A 16,906-nucleotide genomic window follows, 5' to 3' on the forward strand; every position below is an offset into this window, starting at 1 on the left:
ATGTTAGATTCAATTGTTACGACTAAATGGGCATCACCCGCAAGACGGTTAAATGTATCTAGTACATCAATAGCACCATTACGTATACCAGTGATTGTAGTGGTAACTAAAACTTGCTTAGTAGCAATGTCATATAACGAAACTTTACCCCCTACTTTGTAGAGATCCATAGTGTTAATTTCAGTGGCAATACTTGTAGCTTGAGGGGATGGAGTCTGCGCAATAGCTGGACTAATCCAAGTCCGTACTGCCAGTTCCTCACCTCGGTAAGTACCATTCACTACTTTCTGGAATATCTTAGAAGCTTCTTCTTTAGAAGACACATCCCAAGCAGGTAAACGGTAGTCAATTACACCACCTTGACCTGAAGCATAGATAGCATCATAGAACTTACCATCAGGACGTTTATTCTTACCGTGACTAATACGACCTGAACCCGGTGTTTTAGCAATTTGAGTAGTTGCACTTACTTCAGTAAAACACTTACCGGCACTAGTAATTCCACTTACTACGCGAGAATCATACCAAGGTAAGTCAGCAGCAACTCCCCACTTATGCCAAGCAGCGGCACCCATAGGATTAAAGCTAGGATGATAAGCACCTTGGTTCAATCTAGGAACTACACCGCATACATCGAAGTAACATTCATAATCCACACAGTTAGATGCATGTCTTGCAGTAAATACACCAAGTTCGGGCTTATCGTTGTATTGTTTTAACTGGTAAGAAGTAAAGTAACCAGTAGAACCAGTCATTACAACATCACCACCTGCTTGTGCTTTAACACGAGTGCCACCATCCCAGTTAAGGATATTTTCAGCAGTAGTTACACCAATACCAACAGGATTAATATTTCTCCACTTACCATTGCCAATACCAGCAATAGTACGTTGACGTACACGCCATTGAACAAGTCGGCCATCATCAAGTAAATAAATGTTGTGATCAGTATTAGAGACCAAAGCTCTCTTTTGATCATCAGTTGCAGCCCAAAAATCAACGCCTTTACCCTTCGAGGTTGTATCTCCATCGAATACCGAATAGTAGGTAATAGGACGATTCGATTCTTTTGTTGCAATCCCTTCGATGCTTGTTAATTTTGACTGAATACAACCATAAGGATAAACAAATGGATTGGCCTTGCTGATTTCTTCTAAGAAGTACTCAAAACCAAACATATCTACACGGTTGATTACTACTTCTTCTGTTAGTGGCCGGATATCTACAAGATGAACCAACATACTTGCAGTAGTACTACCTTTTGGCTGAATCAACAAAGAACGTGCAGCAGTAAAATCTAGCTCTACTTCGTTAACACCTTCGTGTAAATCAATTGCCTTATATGTACCAGCTACTGGTTGGTACTGTACTACAGGTCTAGCACCACCCTGCAAATCACTAATGACTATAGTAGCTTTAACTTTAGTTCTAGGGGAATCTGTAGGCGTTTTAGGTGATAACTGACCGTTAATTGAACCATTATTAGTAATACGTAAAGCGCCATTTTCAGGCGTCAATACAGCGTAATTACCATAAGTCCATTCAGATGTACCATTACGGAAATCAGCATTTTTAAGCCACCCCTCAAAGGCACGAGCTACAGCTTCATTAACTGAACCAGCAACGTCACCATACTTAGGGTCTACATCTTTAGTTAGGTCTAGTGTAGCTTTGCCTGAACCACGACAATTACCAGTCGAGTCATAAACAACTGTACCGATAGGAGCTTCAGGGAACTTAATAGCTACTCGCTTGTCTAGTTCATTAATACCAATAAGTTTAGAAATAAAGCCAGCAATAGTAGTTACAGGGAATGGAGTCTTAGATGTACCTGTTTGACCGCCGTCTGTAACACTACGACCCATACGAACTTTATTGGCTTGGTCGGTAATGGCTTCAGTAGTCCACATACCTTCATTGATAATAAAGTTATTAACATTGTTGGTATAACCAGTACCATAATGAACAAAACCACTAGCAGCAAACTCATTAGAAGCTAATGCTCTTTGAGCTTTCATGTTTGCTTCGCTTTGGCAATAGATTTGCCAACCAACATAACTACCGGATTTAATCTCTTCCGCTACTTGCTTTGTTTCATTCGCTAAGGCTTCAGTTTGCGTTTTCAGGGTTTGAGCATCGGTTTTACTTTGTGCTGCGCTTGTAGCTGAAGCAGCCGCTTGAGTAGCCTTTTGTGTTGCCGTTGATGCAGCTTGTTCGGCGCTCTGTTTTAGTGAAGTCATTTCACTAATTGCTGTGGTTGATTGCTGCGAAATGGCTGCTTTTTCTGTGGTAGCTAGATCCGTGATTTCGTTTTTGCTTGCACCAACTAAGGTGTTAATTGCACCCTTGCTCGTATCGGTAAGTGACGTAATGCTATTAGTGCCACCAGCAACTAGCTCTGAAATTTCACTCTTAATCGTTGTTGTAAGAGTTGTAATATCTTTTTTGCTCTTAGTGGCAAGCGCAGTGATCTCCTGCTTGCTAGTGCTTGTTAAAGCTGTGATTTCACCCTTAACGGTAGTCGCTTGCGTATCAATAGCCTTACTAATAGCAGTAGCTTTGGCATCAATTTCAGTTTTTGACGTAGTGACAAACTGTTGAATGTCCGTCTTCGAAGTGCCTACGAACTGCTCAATATCAGTTTTGGTTTGCTGAACTTGAGAGGCTTTTAAATCCACATCGCTTTCTGCTTTGCTCACTAAAGCCAACGTGTCCGCTGCATCAGCCGCATAGCTCTTCGCTGAATACTTACCTGGTTCGACTTCGACACCTTGCGCCGCATTAGAGTATTGACGAACAAGGTCTAGAGCCGCCTGTGTATTATCTAGATCGTTTTTAATACTTTCAGACTGAGCGATCAGGTTTGTGATATCTGACACCAATGTTTGAAGTGGCACAACCTCAATAGTTGAGCCGTCATCGGTGTGAATAAGAACCTTGTCAGCCGTTGATGTGTAATAACCTCGAAGGTCATCAAGCAACACTTGTTTTGAGTTGATAGCCGCCGCGACCATTGCGGCCACACGAGTTGCAATAGTTACTGAAGTATTTCGAATGATCGCATACTCACCATTTGCTGGTGGAACGCCAGTAAATGGCCTGAACAGTGACAAATGTTCGTTATCGGTGATCGATTCGACCTCATAAATACTGCCAGCTATGAACATGATATCGCCAGCTAGCGGTTTATTTCCGGCATCAACCCATAACGTACCAACGCCTACAACCTCTTTTGAGCCGTCGGTTACAGTTACCGTACCTCTTCGATACCAGCTACTACTCATTGTGCTCTACTCCAATTAATTAGCGTGGTTGGTTTTTGATATCAGCGCTCTTTTGTTGAACGATGCTATCTGCTTGGCTCTTGTCGCCTAGCATTGTTCTAAAGGCGTTTAATGCTGTGGTTGCACGAGCGGCGTTAGCGGTAAACTCCGCATCCTCACTAAATGCTCGGTAGACAAGCCACTCAATGATCGCGTTGTCGTACATCGGGTTTAGTTCGCATTTGGTTTCAGAGTCGTAATCGCTTTCAGTTATTGGCGTAGGCACTTTTGCAAATACGCACTCAATGGTTGTTCCAGAAACAACCGGAGGATACATATAGAACGTGGTTGGATTTCTGTCATCGTAAAGCCACGCCTTGGCCGCGCTAGCAAGAGGCTCTGAACGCCATTCAGGGCGATAATCATCAAGCATCTTCAAATCTACATTGCCAGAAATGGCCGCGCCGCCTTTGTTTCGCAGAACATCAACAACAAAACGGGCACCTACTGGAATTGTCTGAGTTGAACCCTCAACACAAACAAAGTCCTCATTGGCCGTTAGCGCATCAGATCGAATTGCTAGGATTGCTCGAACTGCCGAGTTGAACGCATCTACCCAAAACGCTTTATCCCAACGGATCATGTTTTTATCGACAACGAGACGAGCTGCCTCATCGATCAAGTGTTTGACCGGAGTGTTATTAGCAGACATACACACCTCTAGTAGAAATTGTGCTTACGCACTTTGTTTTTGAATGAATTGAAGTTGTCTTTGCTTATTCGGTAAGCGCGGCGATAACCCTCGATAAATTCACGCTCGTACATCAACGCGAGATCAGGGTTAAACCAATTTGTGCCAACCTGTAGTCGGAGTCGGTAAGCAGCGCCAGCCGCTAGAGCCTCACCGTAGTTTTCAACTAGGTATGAATTAAGGTTGTTCTCATCGAAATTTAGCTTTGGTTTTAGTACCGCCGTAACGGTCACCGCATCAAAGTCATTCGTGAATGTGAACTCGTTGGTTACAGGATCAAAAACGTAGTCGTCATTGACGTAAAGCGGAGAACCGCAATTACTCACTACGCTGTCAATTTTTAGAATTGCTGAATCGGTAGGAATGCCAGCAACCGGAATTTGCACACCAGACACAACGGCGGTCAATTTGACCTTTGTTTTTAGGAACTCTGATTTCTCGCAAAACTCGCGGTAAGAGTCGCGCAAGGCGTCATCCATCATGATATCGACAACGCCAGCGCAACGCTGGCGCACTAACCGATATAAATCAGATAGTGCGCTCATCATTAAGCCTCTGGAATACCGTGTTTAGCGTGTAGCTTGTCACGCACTGCCATGCGTAGAGCTGACGCATGTGTTTCGCCTTCTGGAACTTCCAACGCTAGCGGATCAATTGGAAGCTCTTCTGCTAGGATAACGGTTTCAAGTTTCGCCTTGGTGTATTTGGAAATGTTGACGACTTCGCCATCGACCATAACAAGCCAAGTGTTTGCTTTCTCTTCTTCAGCTTTTAGTTGCGCCGCTCGTTCCGCTAGTTGCTGGCGCTTTTGCTCTTCAGCTTGTAGGCTCTCGATTAGAGACTGAGCACTTTCAGGAGTAGCAAAACAAGATTTGATTTGCAGTAATCGGTGCGCCACTTGTTCCGGTACGCTGGTTGGTTCGCCACGGTTAAAGTAGTAGTCACGGCCAAGCGTGTTTACTTTTTTAATTGGCTTTTCACCGATCCAAACAATTTTCTTTTCTGCTGTCATAGTCAATACCCTTATGTGTATTCGATGTGTTGAGCTGCGGCCATTGCCACGGAACATGTAAAAAAGGCCAGCCAATTATCTGACTGGCCTGTTTTTCAACAGAGTGGACTATCTTAGATAGTGCCGACTGAAGTGGTGTAAATCGCTAGACGGATCTTATCTTCCGTAACTGCGGCACCTGCGAACGTTAGAACAAGACACTTATCTTTTTCAGCAACATCTTCTGACGGGAAGTATCCAGCCTCATCAGACGACAACGCACCTTTCGGAACTTCCGTGGCCGTACCGATCACATCTTCTAGCTTGGTGCCAACTTGAGGCGCATGAATACCATCACCTAGCAGCACTTCATTAAGCGATGCTTGTGCAGTCAAACTAGTAACCGCGTCGCCTTTGGTAAGGATCTTCACTTCCACCAGCTTCACGCCAGCCTCAAGGCTTGCTGCGATAACCGAGTCACCATCAGCAAGTGCCGGAACTTCAGCGAACATCACTGAAAGGTTACCGTGAGTACCGTTATAGACGTTTTGCTTAACGGCTGGTGATACTTTAACTGCCATTGCAATTCTCCTTTGATTCCGATGAATAAAGGCTGGCTAGATAGCCAGCCAGTCACTTATTACTTAGATAGACCGCCAACGGCTGTATCTAGCACCATTACGCCGTAGTCATTGATTCGGCCATTCTTCTCTTGGAAGCGAACTTTCTTAACGCCGCTCATCCAAGCGATAGACGTTTCACGACCGTTGCCATGGTCAACCTTCTCGGTGTGCATAGAGAACTGAGCACCGCTTGAAGATTTACCGTAAGCCACTGCTAGCGCTTGGCCGCCAAGTAGGATTGCGCGGTCAATTACTGTTTTTGCTTCGACTTCAGTTTCAGTACCGTTGCCGCTTGCTGCGCCAACTTTCACTTTAGAGCCAGCATTGAAACGTACTGGTTTACGGTATTGACGAACCAAGATGTTGCGCCACATTAGGCGGTCACCTTGGAATAGTGGATGCTTAAAGCCTTGCGAACGGTTAACCGCATTCGCGATTAGCTCTTGCACTTTGCCAGCACCTTGAACGTCAGCCCATAAGTCGGCCCATTGGCGCGGAGTAACAAATAGAACGTAGAAAGGCGATTCGCCGTAAAGCTCATCTGCTTCGAAGCGGATAGGCTTGATTGGGTGTGCCATTTCTTCTAGGTAAAGCGCAATTTCATCGATCTTCGCTAGGGTTAGCGTGTCGGCTGCCACGATTTCCGCAATACCTGTTGCGTCACCACCGAAGAAGTGACGATCCGCTGTAGGAGCGGTAACAGGGTTAACCATGATTTCACCAAACATTGAATGATCCGCAGTTGGAACAATCATGTCGGAAGGCATGAAGTCACCACGCGCACCAGCTAGGTGATACGTTGCGATTTCATCTTGCAGATCGTTGAAGTAGTTACCAAGCATTGTACGAGCTACTTGAAGTAGGTTTTGCTTGGTGCGTTGTTGAGCCATCTTACCGCCTGAATCGACGTTATGACGGCCTTGGTTAATGACTAATTCAAACTCAACTTTTGATAGAGACTCGCCACGACCTTCGATTTTTTTATCGCCCATCGTTGGCATACCGCCCAAGTTGTGGAACAAATCCATTTCAACTGTGTCACCAGCTTGTTTTGTAAGGTCGGTGATCATTACAACTGGCGCACCAGCTTCAGTTTGAGTTTTGTTTCGGTTGCGGTCTGCTGGCACTGCCTTTGGAGCTTTACCAGTTAGCATGTTTACAAAAGTGTTTTGGCGGCGCGTATGAGTAAACAGCGCGGCACCAAACGCTTTAGCAGCTTGAGCTTTAGTGATAGTAGTCATTATGAAATCCTCGACTAATCTAGAGCTATCACCGCTTGAGCTAGGAACTCTTCAACCTTCTCTGGCGACATATTGGCAAGTGATTGCTCAAGCGCTAGTGCGTCTTGATTCAACAATGCCTGATTAGCTGCCGCCGTAGTGTCCAGTGAAGAACCACCTAGACTAGACGGTGAATTAGGTACAACGGTTTGTTTTTCTGCCGTTTGTTGAGGTTGCTGCTGGCCTTGCTCGGCTTGTTTCTGTGCCTTTTCAGCATCAATTGACGCTTGAACCGGATCACCGAAAGCGGCCTTCACTCGGCGTTGCACTTCTGCAAAGCGTTCTTTTAGTGGCATGGCTTGGAACGCTGGATCATTCTTGAGCTTGTTGTCGATAACTAGGGCCATATCCCAACGGTCACGGTCACTCGATTCCCAAGTGCGAAGTTCTGTTAGTTCGTCAGCGTTTAGCGCGTTAGTAACTTCGTTAACTCCGTCATTGGCTTCTTGTTGAGTGGTCGCAGCCTTACTTTGAAAACGCTTAACTAGCGCCGTTAGTAAATTTGCCGCCGTTTCTGGTAACTCATCACGCAGCGCATTGAGCGCATTTTCATCATTCAGCAATTCTTCAGGTAGCTTTTCAGGCGTAATGCCAGCTTCTTCTAATTGCTTGGTGTATAGCTGTAGTTTTTCCTTGGCGGTTGTAGCTTCACTTAACTGTTGCTCTAGCTCCTGCATACGGCTTGACGCTTCGCTCGCCTGATTGCGAGCCTTTTCTAGAACTGCATAAGGAATCGTATGTTTACCGTCCTTACTTGCTACCGCTGCATTGTCTGGATCAACTTCAATGTAGAGCTTGCCGTCAATCTCTCGAACCCCAATGCTATCTTTGGCCGCATTCGTTTTAGGCTCTTGGCCCTGTTCTGATTTATCTAGGTTGGCGTCACCTTTTGGCTGAGTAGTGTCAATAACACTTGGTAGTGCCTCATCTTCCTCGCCTACGCCCATTTCGTTATCAGTCGAATGGTTGTCTTGGTCATTTTCACCGCTGAGAACGCCCAAATCGTCATCTAGGTCAATTTCATCTAGCAGTGCGTCAATGTCTTCGACGTTGCCAGTTAATAGTGCTTGGTCAAGTTCTATAGTCATAATCCCCTCATGTGCGCTTATCGCTGCGCTTGCGTCTGGTTTGTGCTTATCGCCGCACTTGCGAACAAGAAAGCCAGCTAACGCAATCGCGCTAACTGGCTTTTTTATGTTCTCGTGTTGCGTTAGTTTTTCGCCGCACACTCAATTTGCTGATAAATGTACCACAAATTTACGAATGCAAACTAAAAATTAACGTTCGATGATTATCTAGGCGTAGCGAGTCTCACCTGATTTAGTAAACAACAGGATTGCATTCTCTGGTGCATCTTCTGGTAAGTTGAACACATCCAAGTGCAACCAGCTCACACCTTCTTCCATTCTCGTTAGATAAGGGAATCGGTCTTTGTGTTTAATAATCAAATCACGCAACTCTTGAGCCGTGTAATGATTACTAATTAAATCAACAGCTTGCCCTCTGCCATGCGCAGAGAATGGAGTGAAATGTTTGTCACTCGCAAGTCGCAAACCTGAGTAACCACGAGATCCACCAGCTTTCCAGTTGTTACAGATAAGCGCCGCTTTCTTCGGATCGATTTCACTAAGTAGCGTTCGCAGCTCATCAATGGTGATCAGCAATCGAGCATCCATACCAAGCATGGCCTTTTCACCACGCGCCTGATAAGCAGCTTTGCTCACAAGTTCCCAAGTCTTGAACCATTTAGGTCGATAGCTTCTTAGTCGTTTGTCATACATGGCTTTTCTCTCCAAACAATTACGTCTTATGCGCTCATCTTTCTGTAAGCTTCTAGCTTGTAGATCTCTTCGAATGTGTTGTTAAAACTCACTTGTCGGCCAATCTGGTCACGCCAGTTTTCAGGGTCGATACAAGTTGCTGGTTTACCAACAACAACAAAGCCGCCTTTCATCTTGATGCCGCAATACATGAATTTATTACCTGCAAGCGTGACGGTTTGAAAATCAATCTCTTCAATTCGATCAACAATGTCTTGAGGCTTTACACGTTTGCCAGTGCAACCTAGCTCTTCCATCATTTCTTGAATTTCAGTATTCGGCTTAAACTCGGCTGGTAATTTCATTTACTTACTTCCCCCACTTCATAAACTTCATTGGTTGCTTTGTTCGACCTAAGCCCTGCATCATCGTTGAGCCTAGCCAAAACACGATAGCCGTTGAGAACGCGCCCATTACCTGACCTGCGATCATGATAATTAGTTGCTCGTATGATTTTGGAACCGTCCACCAAAACAATGAGCAAAACATACCTGACACCATGACACACAAGATCAGAGTTAACGCTGAAGGCATCCAGTGATCGCCGTGTGCGTCTCTCGCGTCTTGTGTGTCTGTTAGCTGCATAGATAACTGGTTAAGCGCCATTTCTTGCAACTTAACTGCGTGTTGATTCTGAAACTCAATAATCTTTGTTAGAGCTTCAGGGTTTTCTATCAGCTCTTTGATAACGGCGTCCGGTGTATCTTTGACACCAAGAACGCCAGCGATCAGAGTACCTATTGTTTTACCAGTGGCACCGCCAAGTAATGAACCAACCAAAGGGGCGGATTCGCCCACGATGTTTTTAACTTGTTCCCACACTTCTAGTTACCTCTTACATTTAGATTTGAAGGTTTAGCAATTGCTGGTCGATGTTCGCTAATATTGCATTAACTGTGCTATCTGCTTGTGCTTTGACTTCTGCGACCTCCTGTAAAACTTTCGCAGTTTCGGCCTCAACCTTGTTGTCTTTAACGTCTTGGCTTTCTGCATCACGTTGTAGTTTGGCAATCTTGGCCTGTAGTTCTTCAACCTTGGCCGCGCCTAAAGCAACCTCGTTTTGTAGCTGCTGCATTTGAATTTCAGCCATTTCTTGCTGCTTGCGTTGTTCTTCCTGCATAGCTGCTTGTTCTTCTGGCGTCATATCTTCCGGCGCTTTTGGAATGTTTAGAGTTTGTCTGATACGGTTCAGGATCTCTTGCTTGTTAGGTACATCCATTAACTCGATAACCATATCTAGCGTTGCCATTTGAATTTGTGGTGGCAACTGAGCAACTAGCGCGGTTAGTTGTTGAGCCATTTGAGCGCGGAATGTAGCAGTTTGCTGGATTGGAGCTTGAGCAATATGACCTTTCCAACGCTTAACGTCGTTGGTCACTGTGCCGTCGTCATTGGTCACGTTTAGGTGAATGACTTTGCGCTTATGAGCGTCTTGCTTGTTGACCGTTACAGCGATATTGCTTTGCTTCGCTAGGTCTTCGATTAGGTAGGCCATCAACAGATCAGCCACTCGTGTTCTCGAATAGTGATAGTTGTCATTAATCTCTGCTAGCGTAGTCGCGCCTTGTTCTACTAGCGAGTTAATAGCAACTCCGCTGGTGGCTGAAGAGTCTTGGCCCAACATTGCATTGTAGATACCAGCAACGTCTTGGATTTGCTTCATTGAGTCCTGCATAACAGTAAACTGCTGACTCGCAATATTGAAATCTTGCTGAATCTGGATAGCTTCGCTTATTGATTTCTTGTTCTTGCGATCAGGGTTTAACTCAATGTAACCGTCTGCGCGTTCGACCTCTTCTAGCAAGTCCTCGCGGCTCATATTGGTTGCGTCTTGGTCTGCAATGACACGTTTAGCTTGTAGCAACCACGTAAGCTTCATACGACGATAGTTGATCTCATCTTGAGCACTAATCATTCGGCTTACAACACCATAAGGTTGGCCGGATTTATCCATTCGATAACCGAAGAACGGAACAATTGGAAAGTATCCGCTCGGTGCAACTGATTTACGATCAATGATTCTATGAATACCAACAAACCACGCTTCGCGTACTGCTGACCATGTAGCAATTCGTGGTTTAAATGTACCCATTTTTACGCCAACGGCTTGAGCGATATTATTTGGATTGTATTCAACTGTTCGGCCATTCTTTAGGTCGATGACATAACCGCGTCTAAATGTTCGGTAGTAGATAACCTGTAAGCAGATACGGCCACGCGCCTGATCTAACCATTCAGACGTATTTCGATCCCAACTCTCAAATTCATGGTAAGCAGCAAGCAAATCTTGGTCTTGCTCTTCGTAGCTTTCAAGGTTTGCAAAGTCTTCCCAATTATTCATTGCTTGGCGAATGATTTCGGCGTGTTCAGGGAAATGAGCAATAGCCTCGTCAACGTCTACCCAACGTTTACGCAGCAACCATCGAGCATCAGACAAATCGGCCTCTTGAGCGTTCCAGTCCCACCACATTTCCTGACGGCGAACTGGCTTGATGTTGTAGCCACCACCATAGAAAGGATCGTCATTTCTGGTAACTTCTACCCAACCAATACCAGCTTTAATTTGTGAAGCGTAAGCGTCGGCATTAGCGCGATCAGCTCGTGCAAGTCGCCACGCATCTTTAAACTTCTCCTGAAGTGCATCGCGTAGCTCTTCGCCGTCATCGTCATCGGCTGTAAGTACAAGATCAGTTCGTGTTCTTGCTTCCATACCTAAAACGGCGTCAATAGCTGGCGCTATTAGGTTATTGATAATGATCGGTTGTCCACGTTCTTCGTAAACTTGTTTTACTTCCGGCGCTAGTTGGTTGCCGTCGTAGTAATCACAACACTTTTGCGCTGGGTCGCGCCAGTTTGGTTGTGCTTCCACGTTTGAGACTAATCGGCGTAATTGAGCAAGGTTAAAGCCCTTGCCGTCATGCTCCGCATGGTCTTCATTCCAAGCCATAAATTCTCCCCTCACTTAGTACGCCAATCGCTTGATCGCTTGGTGCGTGGCTGTAACTTGGTCATGGTTCTAGGCATTCGAACAACCATTTCTAGCGCAATCGCATAGCTCATCACTTGGTCATCAAATGCGCCTTCAATTGCGTTCATGCTTCCTTTGGAGTCATAAACGTAGGTATTCAGCTCTGTAACTGTCCCGATCCATCGAATGCCCGACGTATTATTGCGCAATTGCTCATTTAAGTTTGAAATAATTATCGGCTTGGATTTACGAGTGGTAAGCCAGCCTAATCGTCCTGTTTCTTCGTCCTCGTCTTCCTTGTCGTGGTGTTCTTCTTGGTAGATTCTGGATATTGGATAGATATCGCGTAGAACGTTTAAAACGGCGTGGCCGTGGTTGTTTCGTTCTGGCGCAGCGTAGGCCGCTCTACCGTTTTTACCTGCGTACATCTTGCCAATGATTGCGATAATCTTTGCAAACTGATCTGTGTCGATATGACCAAACCAATGAGCAACTTGATTGCCAGTTTCGTCCAGCACATCAATTGAACCTCTGTCCCCATGTTCCAGACCTTCCGCAACGTCAGCGCCAAGGGCGTAATCCTTTTCTGGATCAGGCAATTCCCAAATAAGCAAATAGCCCTGTAGTCCGTTCTGCATGTTCTCGCTTTTACCTTCACGGTTTACGCTATCTCGAACATCAAACATTGCGCCTGTCTCTGGATTAACGTCATAGACAAGCAACGGCTTGGAGCAAGCTGACTCCGCAGCCATACAGGAAGGAGCGCTAAATACACGACGGCCTGACGTTAAGAACGCCTCTTGTGGTGTACTTGGATACTCTTGTTTTGTGTACTCTTCGTAGTGGTTATAGGTTTCGACATACCACTGCTTTTGCTCATCCGATAACGGTCTACCCAAGTGACGGATCACGAATGGCTCAATCGACTTAAAGTATTCAATAAAGTATTTGGATAACTTCAATCCGCCTAATGGCAATGGTGAGTAATATCTAGGATGAGTGAACCAAGGAATGAATCTAAAGTGAAAGTCTTTAGCACCCAACTTCACTCCGCTATGTGCTCGTTCCTCGGCTTTCTTACACAACTCAAAAAAGAGTCCTGCCGCGCCTTCTGCCGTCGATTCAATAAAGAGTTTGCAACCTTCGTGAACAGTAGGCATCGAACCTGTTTGGATCTCTTTGGCCTTTTGTGGGTAACCTGCACAAATACGGCCCAACTCTGAAATATGTAGAAACTGCAACGTACCGGAACGGAATGACGTTGCAACACGGATTCGTGAACCATTGGAAAAACTGAGTCGGCCACCGTTAGCGCCACCAGCTCGTTGAACTACACGAATGCGAGAACGCAAGTAATTAGGCAAATTGTTATATGGAAAGACAACCTTTGTCTGGAAGATAGCGCCAGCACTTTCCAAATCCTGCGCGATAATACCTGCGGCATAGTTCTTATTGAATAAACACGAGTCCAGCGCGTACAAGTCGATAAAGGTACTAAAGCCCAACTGACGCGCTTTAAGAATCAATTCAAAGGTATGGGCTGTTTCAAAGAGATCTCTCTGAGCGTCACGCATTCGAAACGTGACAACGCGACCTTTATCATTCTCTATCTTGTAAAGGTTGTTTAAGCGCCATTCCTTACAGGTCATATAGTTCCTGAAGTAACGGCGCTTCTCTGGCCGTGAAAGCGCTTTGAATTGCTGATCGGTAAGCGCTGGCATAACTAGGTTTATGCCACGGCCATTAATAGAATCCTTATACGGCTGAATACCATCATTCATCATCGTTCAACACTCCACCTTTATCTTTGAAGCGCTGAATGATTTCATCGTCATCCAAATCTTGAACTTCATCTAGCAACATACCTAGATCATCATCGTCGCCTAGACCTTCACGTTGTTTCTGGTCGAGATCATGACGAGCAAGCGCAGCTTGAGCCTTAGCCTTGTCAGTATTCGCTTCGGCCAACGCAATGCCTTTGCGTTTAAGGTTGGTATCAACTTCGACTTGTGTGGTTTGAGCGATAACCTTGCTTATTGCTCGATTGGTTAATCGACGGTTCGCCATTTGGCCCTCTAAATACTCAAGCTTTCCGGTGTGGTGGCAAACCATGCCAAAACTCGACTCGATTCGTTTCTCAAGTCGGTCAATAAACTCCTGCTCTAGTTCTGTAGGTTTATCGCCACGTTCTTCCAGCTCTTTGAGGAAGTCAGCTAATTCATCTTTGTATTGCGTGTAGCACTCAAGCGCCTGAAGAGCGGCAAGCTTATGCACTTCTAACTTAAATTCGTCATCGACTTGATGAGAGTATTTAACTAGGTTGCCAAATGCTTTAGTCATCAAGCCATGCACGAAAGCGTTGCTATTTCCCTTTGGAGCGCCAGCGCCAGCTCGACGGCCACCGTGTCCATTTTTGGCACTTGATTGATTCGCGGTTTTCTTGCGTTTGATTTTGGTTTTGGGCGGTGTGATCCCTTTGGGTTGTAATTTTTCGCCCTGAACTTCTTCGTTGTTCGCGTTCTGTTCGCTTGGTTTGTTCTCTTTTCTCTGTAACAGTTTGTTATTTAAGTATTTTCTTGCTGTGGAGTAGACTAAACCATTGCGAACACAAAACGTCTTAACGTCAACGCCAGTTTCTTCGTATTCGCTAAGGTATTGTTTTTTAATGCGTTCCCAATTAATTCTCGCCACTTCTCTAACTCCGAGTGTTCAATTGCGTCAACATATTATCACTGTTCAGTGTTCATTGTTTTCGTTCGGTGATCAAAGGCGCGTTCTAACCAGCCTCTAAGCTGGCCTAAGTTGTCCGATGCAATCTCAATAACAATCCAGCCTAAAAGCTGCGCTTCGTTCATCTTCTCTCTGTCGTTTGCAAAGCCAACGCCGCGAGTGTGACGCCCACTTGAATGAGTACCGCCGTGAACCTCCAAGGCAATCTTTAAGTCGGGCCAAGCGTAATCCATTCGCCATTTGCGAGTCGGATGAAATAGAACTTCAGTTTGATATGGTGGCAAGCCGATAAGGTTGCGCTGAACACGCGCATGTAGCTTCTGGTAAGCCTTGCTAATGTCCCTTTGCTGTTTGGTCGGTGTTTTGGCTTGGCTTTCGATAAAAGCCTTTCCTAAGTGTCTGACGGGGATATAAACGGCCATATCTGTTCTCACCTGTGAACTTTATGACACGAATGATAACAAAAAAAGCCAGCATTAAAGCTGACTTGTTTAGTTTAAATACATGATCGAGGATTATTTTTTACCTTTAAATACACCTCGTTTACGAGCGATGAATACACCCATAAAAAGAATGGCAAAGTATTCCACGGCTATTAAGATGCAATTGAACATTTCTTGAGTCATTGCTTCAGCCTTCATGCTAACAACCTCCCGAACAAATAATTACTCTACATCTACATGGTTCATGTGGAACTCAATCAGATATTCCTCATCTTCTTGGTAGAACTGCAAAGAGTAGTCTGAGCGTTCGATACATTTGAATTTGCTGTTCTCTTCCATATCCGGCGCGTAAAAGTCGTATTTCTTGTTTAGGAATGCTTTCACTCTTTCTTTGCTAGAGAAGTAATTAGTATGCGCTGATAGCGGTTCACCTCGCTTAGTAGAAACGCGCACCACTTCATAGATAGTAATGCCTTGGCGGTATTCTGGACGCTCACACTCAAACACTTCTAGGCGGTTTTGCTTCCAAGCAAGGGCTTTGATTGCGTTCCCCTTAACGGCTTCCAATGCTTCACGCGCTTCGTTCTCTGAATCCCAAGAACCACACCAGCAGTAAGCAATGTCTAAGCAATCTTGTTGGATTGGTGACGCTTCGTTGTAGAAGTTACAAACGGCCTTTGCAGTTGCCTCAACGCCAGATTTAGAAAGATTCATTAGTAGATTGCCTGTTTGCGCCACCAGCTCTTTAAGATCAGCAATAGCAGCAGTAGCCAGTTTGATTTGTTTTTCTTTTAAGTTGGTCATTTTGGTCATCCTCGTGTCGAAAGGTGCAATTTTGTTTGCATGTAAAATATAGCTCCGCCGTTTTCGTTTGTAAACAAAAAGACACGAACGAAAACAAAATATTTTTTGAGGATGATCAAAAAAGGCCGCTATTGCGACCTTTAGGCATAAAAAAACCGCCTCGAAAGGCGGCTTTTAATCATCAGTTTTATAAGAACCGGATGCAGTAGTCCACTAGGGTTTTCTGCAAATCTTGCTTATCACTAATCAAAACCATGGCGTAAACCGTATCTGTCGCATCGTCGTATTGATAGATAAGTTTGAACCCATCAAAACTAAACTGACGAAAGTGATACACTCCAAGCTGAGTTAGCTCATAACAAGCCGGATATATGGCCGGATTGCTCTCAACGTTCTGCTCGAACGTCTCAATCAAATTTTCAACTCTCTCTACTACGCTAGTGGAATCATTCCATTGTGAGTAGTAGTCAATACGTTCTTCTGCTGTGTTAGCGAACGTTTCCGTATAAACAACATTGGCCATCTTATGGTCACCTTATGATTTCTTGGCGGCCAATCTCTCCTTAAACGAACTCGATGACATTGTGCGACCTTGGGCTACGTCCTTGCTACTGATAGTAACAAGCTTCATCAAGGCTACTGCTTGATCGCGCTTTAGTCGTTCTTCGTATGATTCCACCACATAAATCGGCTTACCGTTTTGTGTGATCGTCATCGCTTCATCCAGTGGGAGATCGGCTGCATTTTTCTTTAAGTAGCTTACCGTCTCAGTGCGCATGGTTCTTCCTTCGGTATAAAAAATCATAGAACGCACCTAGATTTGGAGATATCAAAGTCTAGGTTCATTTGTTTGCGTTACTAACTATACACCAAAACCGAGATTAGTCCAAATTTAAACTAAATTTAGCTTGCACCCAACTCAGATTGAACGATTAAGTGCTCTTTATGCTTATTAACCATAAAAACGCCTATTTGAAAGAGCTTTTGCAATAGGTATTGCACACTCATTTATGCCTTATTTTTGGTTATCACTGATGCTAATTAACTTCATTTGGATAAAATTTTCCCTTACCGACAGTTATCCTAGGTAGTCGAAGTAAACTTTTTAAACTATCCGTCATTTTGTAATCCAATACCCATTACCTCTCATTAACCTATTGATTATCAATTGAACTGTAATTGGAAAGGTTGCATGATAGGAGTATGGAAGACGGAAAGCGTTATACGTAGTCA

The 16,906-nt window shown here is 44.7% G+C and carries 18 protein-coding genes; all 18 read right to left on the reverse strand.

The window, feature by feature from the left end; genetic code table 11:
• Window positions 1-3,284, reverse strand: a 3,284-nt coding sequence (locus IQR33_RS14370) for a hypothetical protein (RefSeq protein WP_228013904.1), incomplete at its 3' end; no start/stop codon positions are given.
• A 19-nt stretch (window positions 3,285-3,303) separates the two neighbouring features.
• Window positions 3,304-3,975, reverse strand: coding sequence for a DUF6682 family protein (locus IQR33_RS14375; protein ID WP_029810711.1), 672 nt, complete (start codon window positions 3,973-3,975; stop codon window positions 3,304-3,306).
• 8 nt (window positions 3,976-3,983) lie between these two features.
• The gene (locus IQR33_RS14380) at window positions 3,984-4,562 is read right to left on the reverse strand and encodes a hypothetical protein (RefSeq protein ID WP_169628557.1); all 579 of its coding nucleotides are present in this window, start codon (window positions 4,560-4,562) and stop codon (window positions 3,984-3,986) included.
• Window positions 4,562-5,026 carry a hypothetical protein gene (locus IQR33_RS14385; protein WP_020840888.1) on the reverse strand — a complete coding sequence of 155 codons (465 nt, stop codon included), beginning with the start codon at window positions 5,024-5,026 and terminating at the stop codon, window positions 4,562-4,564. The genes IQR33_RS14380 and IQR33_RS14385 overlap by 1 nt, the downstream gene beginning before the upstream one ends.
• Window positions 5,027-5,139: 113 nt before the next feature.
• Window positions 5,140-5,586, reverse strand: a complete 447-nt coding sequence (locus IQR33_RS14390) for a hypothetical protein (RefSeq protein WP_046268180.1) — start codon at window positions 5,584-5,586, stop codon at window positions 5,140-5,142.
• A gap of 59 nt (window positions 5,587-5,645) precedes the next feature.
• A complete protein-coding gene (locus tag IQR33_RS14395) occupies window positions 5,646-6,869 on the reverse strand; it encodes a N4-gp56 family major capsid protein (RefSeq protein ID WP_029810786.1) in 1,224 nt (407 codons plus the stop codon).
• A gap of 14 nt (window positions 6,870-6,883) precedes the next feature.
• Complete coding sequence (locus tag IQR33_RS14400; protein WP_127891399.1) at window positions 6,884-7,996, reverse strand: hypothetical protein; 1,113 nt, start codon at window positions 7,994-7,996, stop codon at window positions 6,884-6,886.
• 207 nt (window positions 7,997-8,203) lie between these two features.
• Window positions 8,204-8,689, reverse strand: a complete 486-nt coding sequence (locus IQR33_RS14405; protein ID WP_020840892.1) for a hypothetical protein — start codon at window positions 8,687-8,689, stop codon at window positions 8,204-8,206.
• A gap of 26 nt (window positions 8,690-8,715) precedes the next feature.
• Entirely contained in the window at window positions 8,716-9,033 is a 318-nt protein-coding gene (locus IQR33_RS14410; protein WP_021485000.1) for a Gp49 family protein, read from the reverse strand.
• Between the two features lie 4 nt (window positions 9,034-9,037).
• Window positions 9,038-9,550, reverse strand: coding sequence for a hypothetical protein (locus tag IQR33_RS14415; protein WP_020840894.1), 513 nt, complete (start codon window positions 9,548-9,550; stop codon window positions 9,038-9,040).
• 19 nt (window positions 9,551-9,569) lie between these two features.
• Window positions 9,570-11,675 (reverse strand): phage portal protein, encoded by a 2,106-nt coding sequence (locus IQR33_RS14420; RefSeq protein WP_021453886.1) that lies wholly within the window; start codon window positions 11,673-11,675, stop codon window positions 9,570-9,572.
• An 11-nt stretch (window positions 11,676-11,686) separates the two neighbouring features.
• A complete protein-coding gene (locus IQR33_RS14425; protein ID WP_025562160.1) occupies window positions 11,687-13,480 on the reverse strand; it encodes a terminase in 1,794 nt (597 codons plus the stop codon).
• Window positions 13,470-14,387: a hypothetical protein gene (locus tag IQR33_RS14430; RefSeq protein ID WP_021453543.1), complete on the reverse strand. Its 918-nt coding sequence runs from the start codon at window positions 14,385-14,387 to the stop codon at window positions 13,470-13,472. The genes IQR33_RS14425 and IQR33_RS14430 overlap by 11 nt, the downstream gene beginning before the upstream one ends.
• A 38-nt stretch (window positions 14,388-14,425) precedes the next feature.
• Complete coding sequence (locus IQR33_RS14435; protein ID WP_193838076.1) at window positions 14,426-14,848, reverse strand: hypothetical protein; 423 nt, start codon at window positions 14,846-14,848, stop codon at window positions 14,426-14,428.
• A 93-nt stretch (window positions 14,849-14,941) separates the two neighbouring features.
• Complete coding sequence (locus IQR33_RS35165) at window positions 14,942-15,067, reverse strand: hypothetical protein (protein WP_265575756.1); 126 nt, start codon at window positions 15,065-15,067, stop codon at window positions 14,942-14,944.
• Between the two features lie 24 nt (window positions 15,068-15,091).
• A complete protein-coding gene (locus IQR33_RS14440; RefSeq protein WP_193838077.1) occupies window positions 15,092-15,673 on the reverse strand; it encodes a hypothetical protein in 582 nt (193 codons plus the stop codon).
• A gap of 187 nt (window positions 15,674-15,860) precedes the next feature.
• On the reverse strand, window positions 15,861-16,196 hold the full coding sequence (locus IQR33_RS14445; RefSeq protein ID WP_072875496.1) for a type II toxin-antitoxin system RelE/ParE family toxin: 336 nt from the start codon (window positions 16,194-16,196) through the stop codon (window positions 15,861-15,863).
• 12 nt (window positions 16,197-16,208) lie between these two features.
• Window positions 16,209-16,451: a type II toxin-antitoxin system Phd/YefM family antitoxin gene (locus tag IQR33_RS14450; RefSeq protein WP_020840902.1), complete on the reverse strand. Its 243-nt coding sequence runs from the start codon at window positions 16,449-16,451 to the stop codon at window positions 16,209-16,211.
• Window positions 16,452-16,906: the final 455 nt, after the last annotated feature.

Origin of the sequence: Vibrio sp. OPT46 (assembly GCF_015163535.1) — a bacterium.
Classification (GTDB): domain Bacteria; phylum Pseudomonadota; class Gammaproteobacteria; order Enterobacterales; family Vibrionaceae; genus Vibrio; species Vibrio alginolyticus.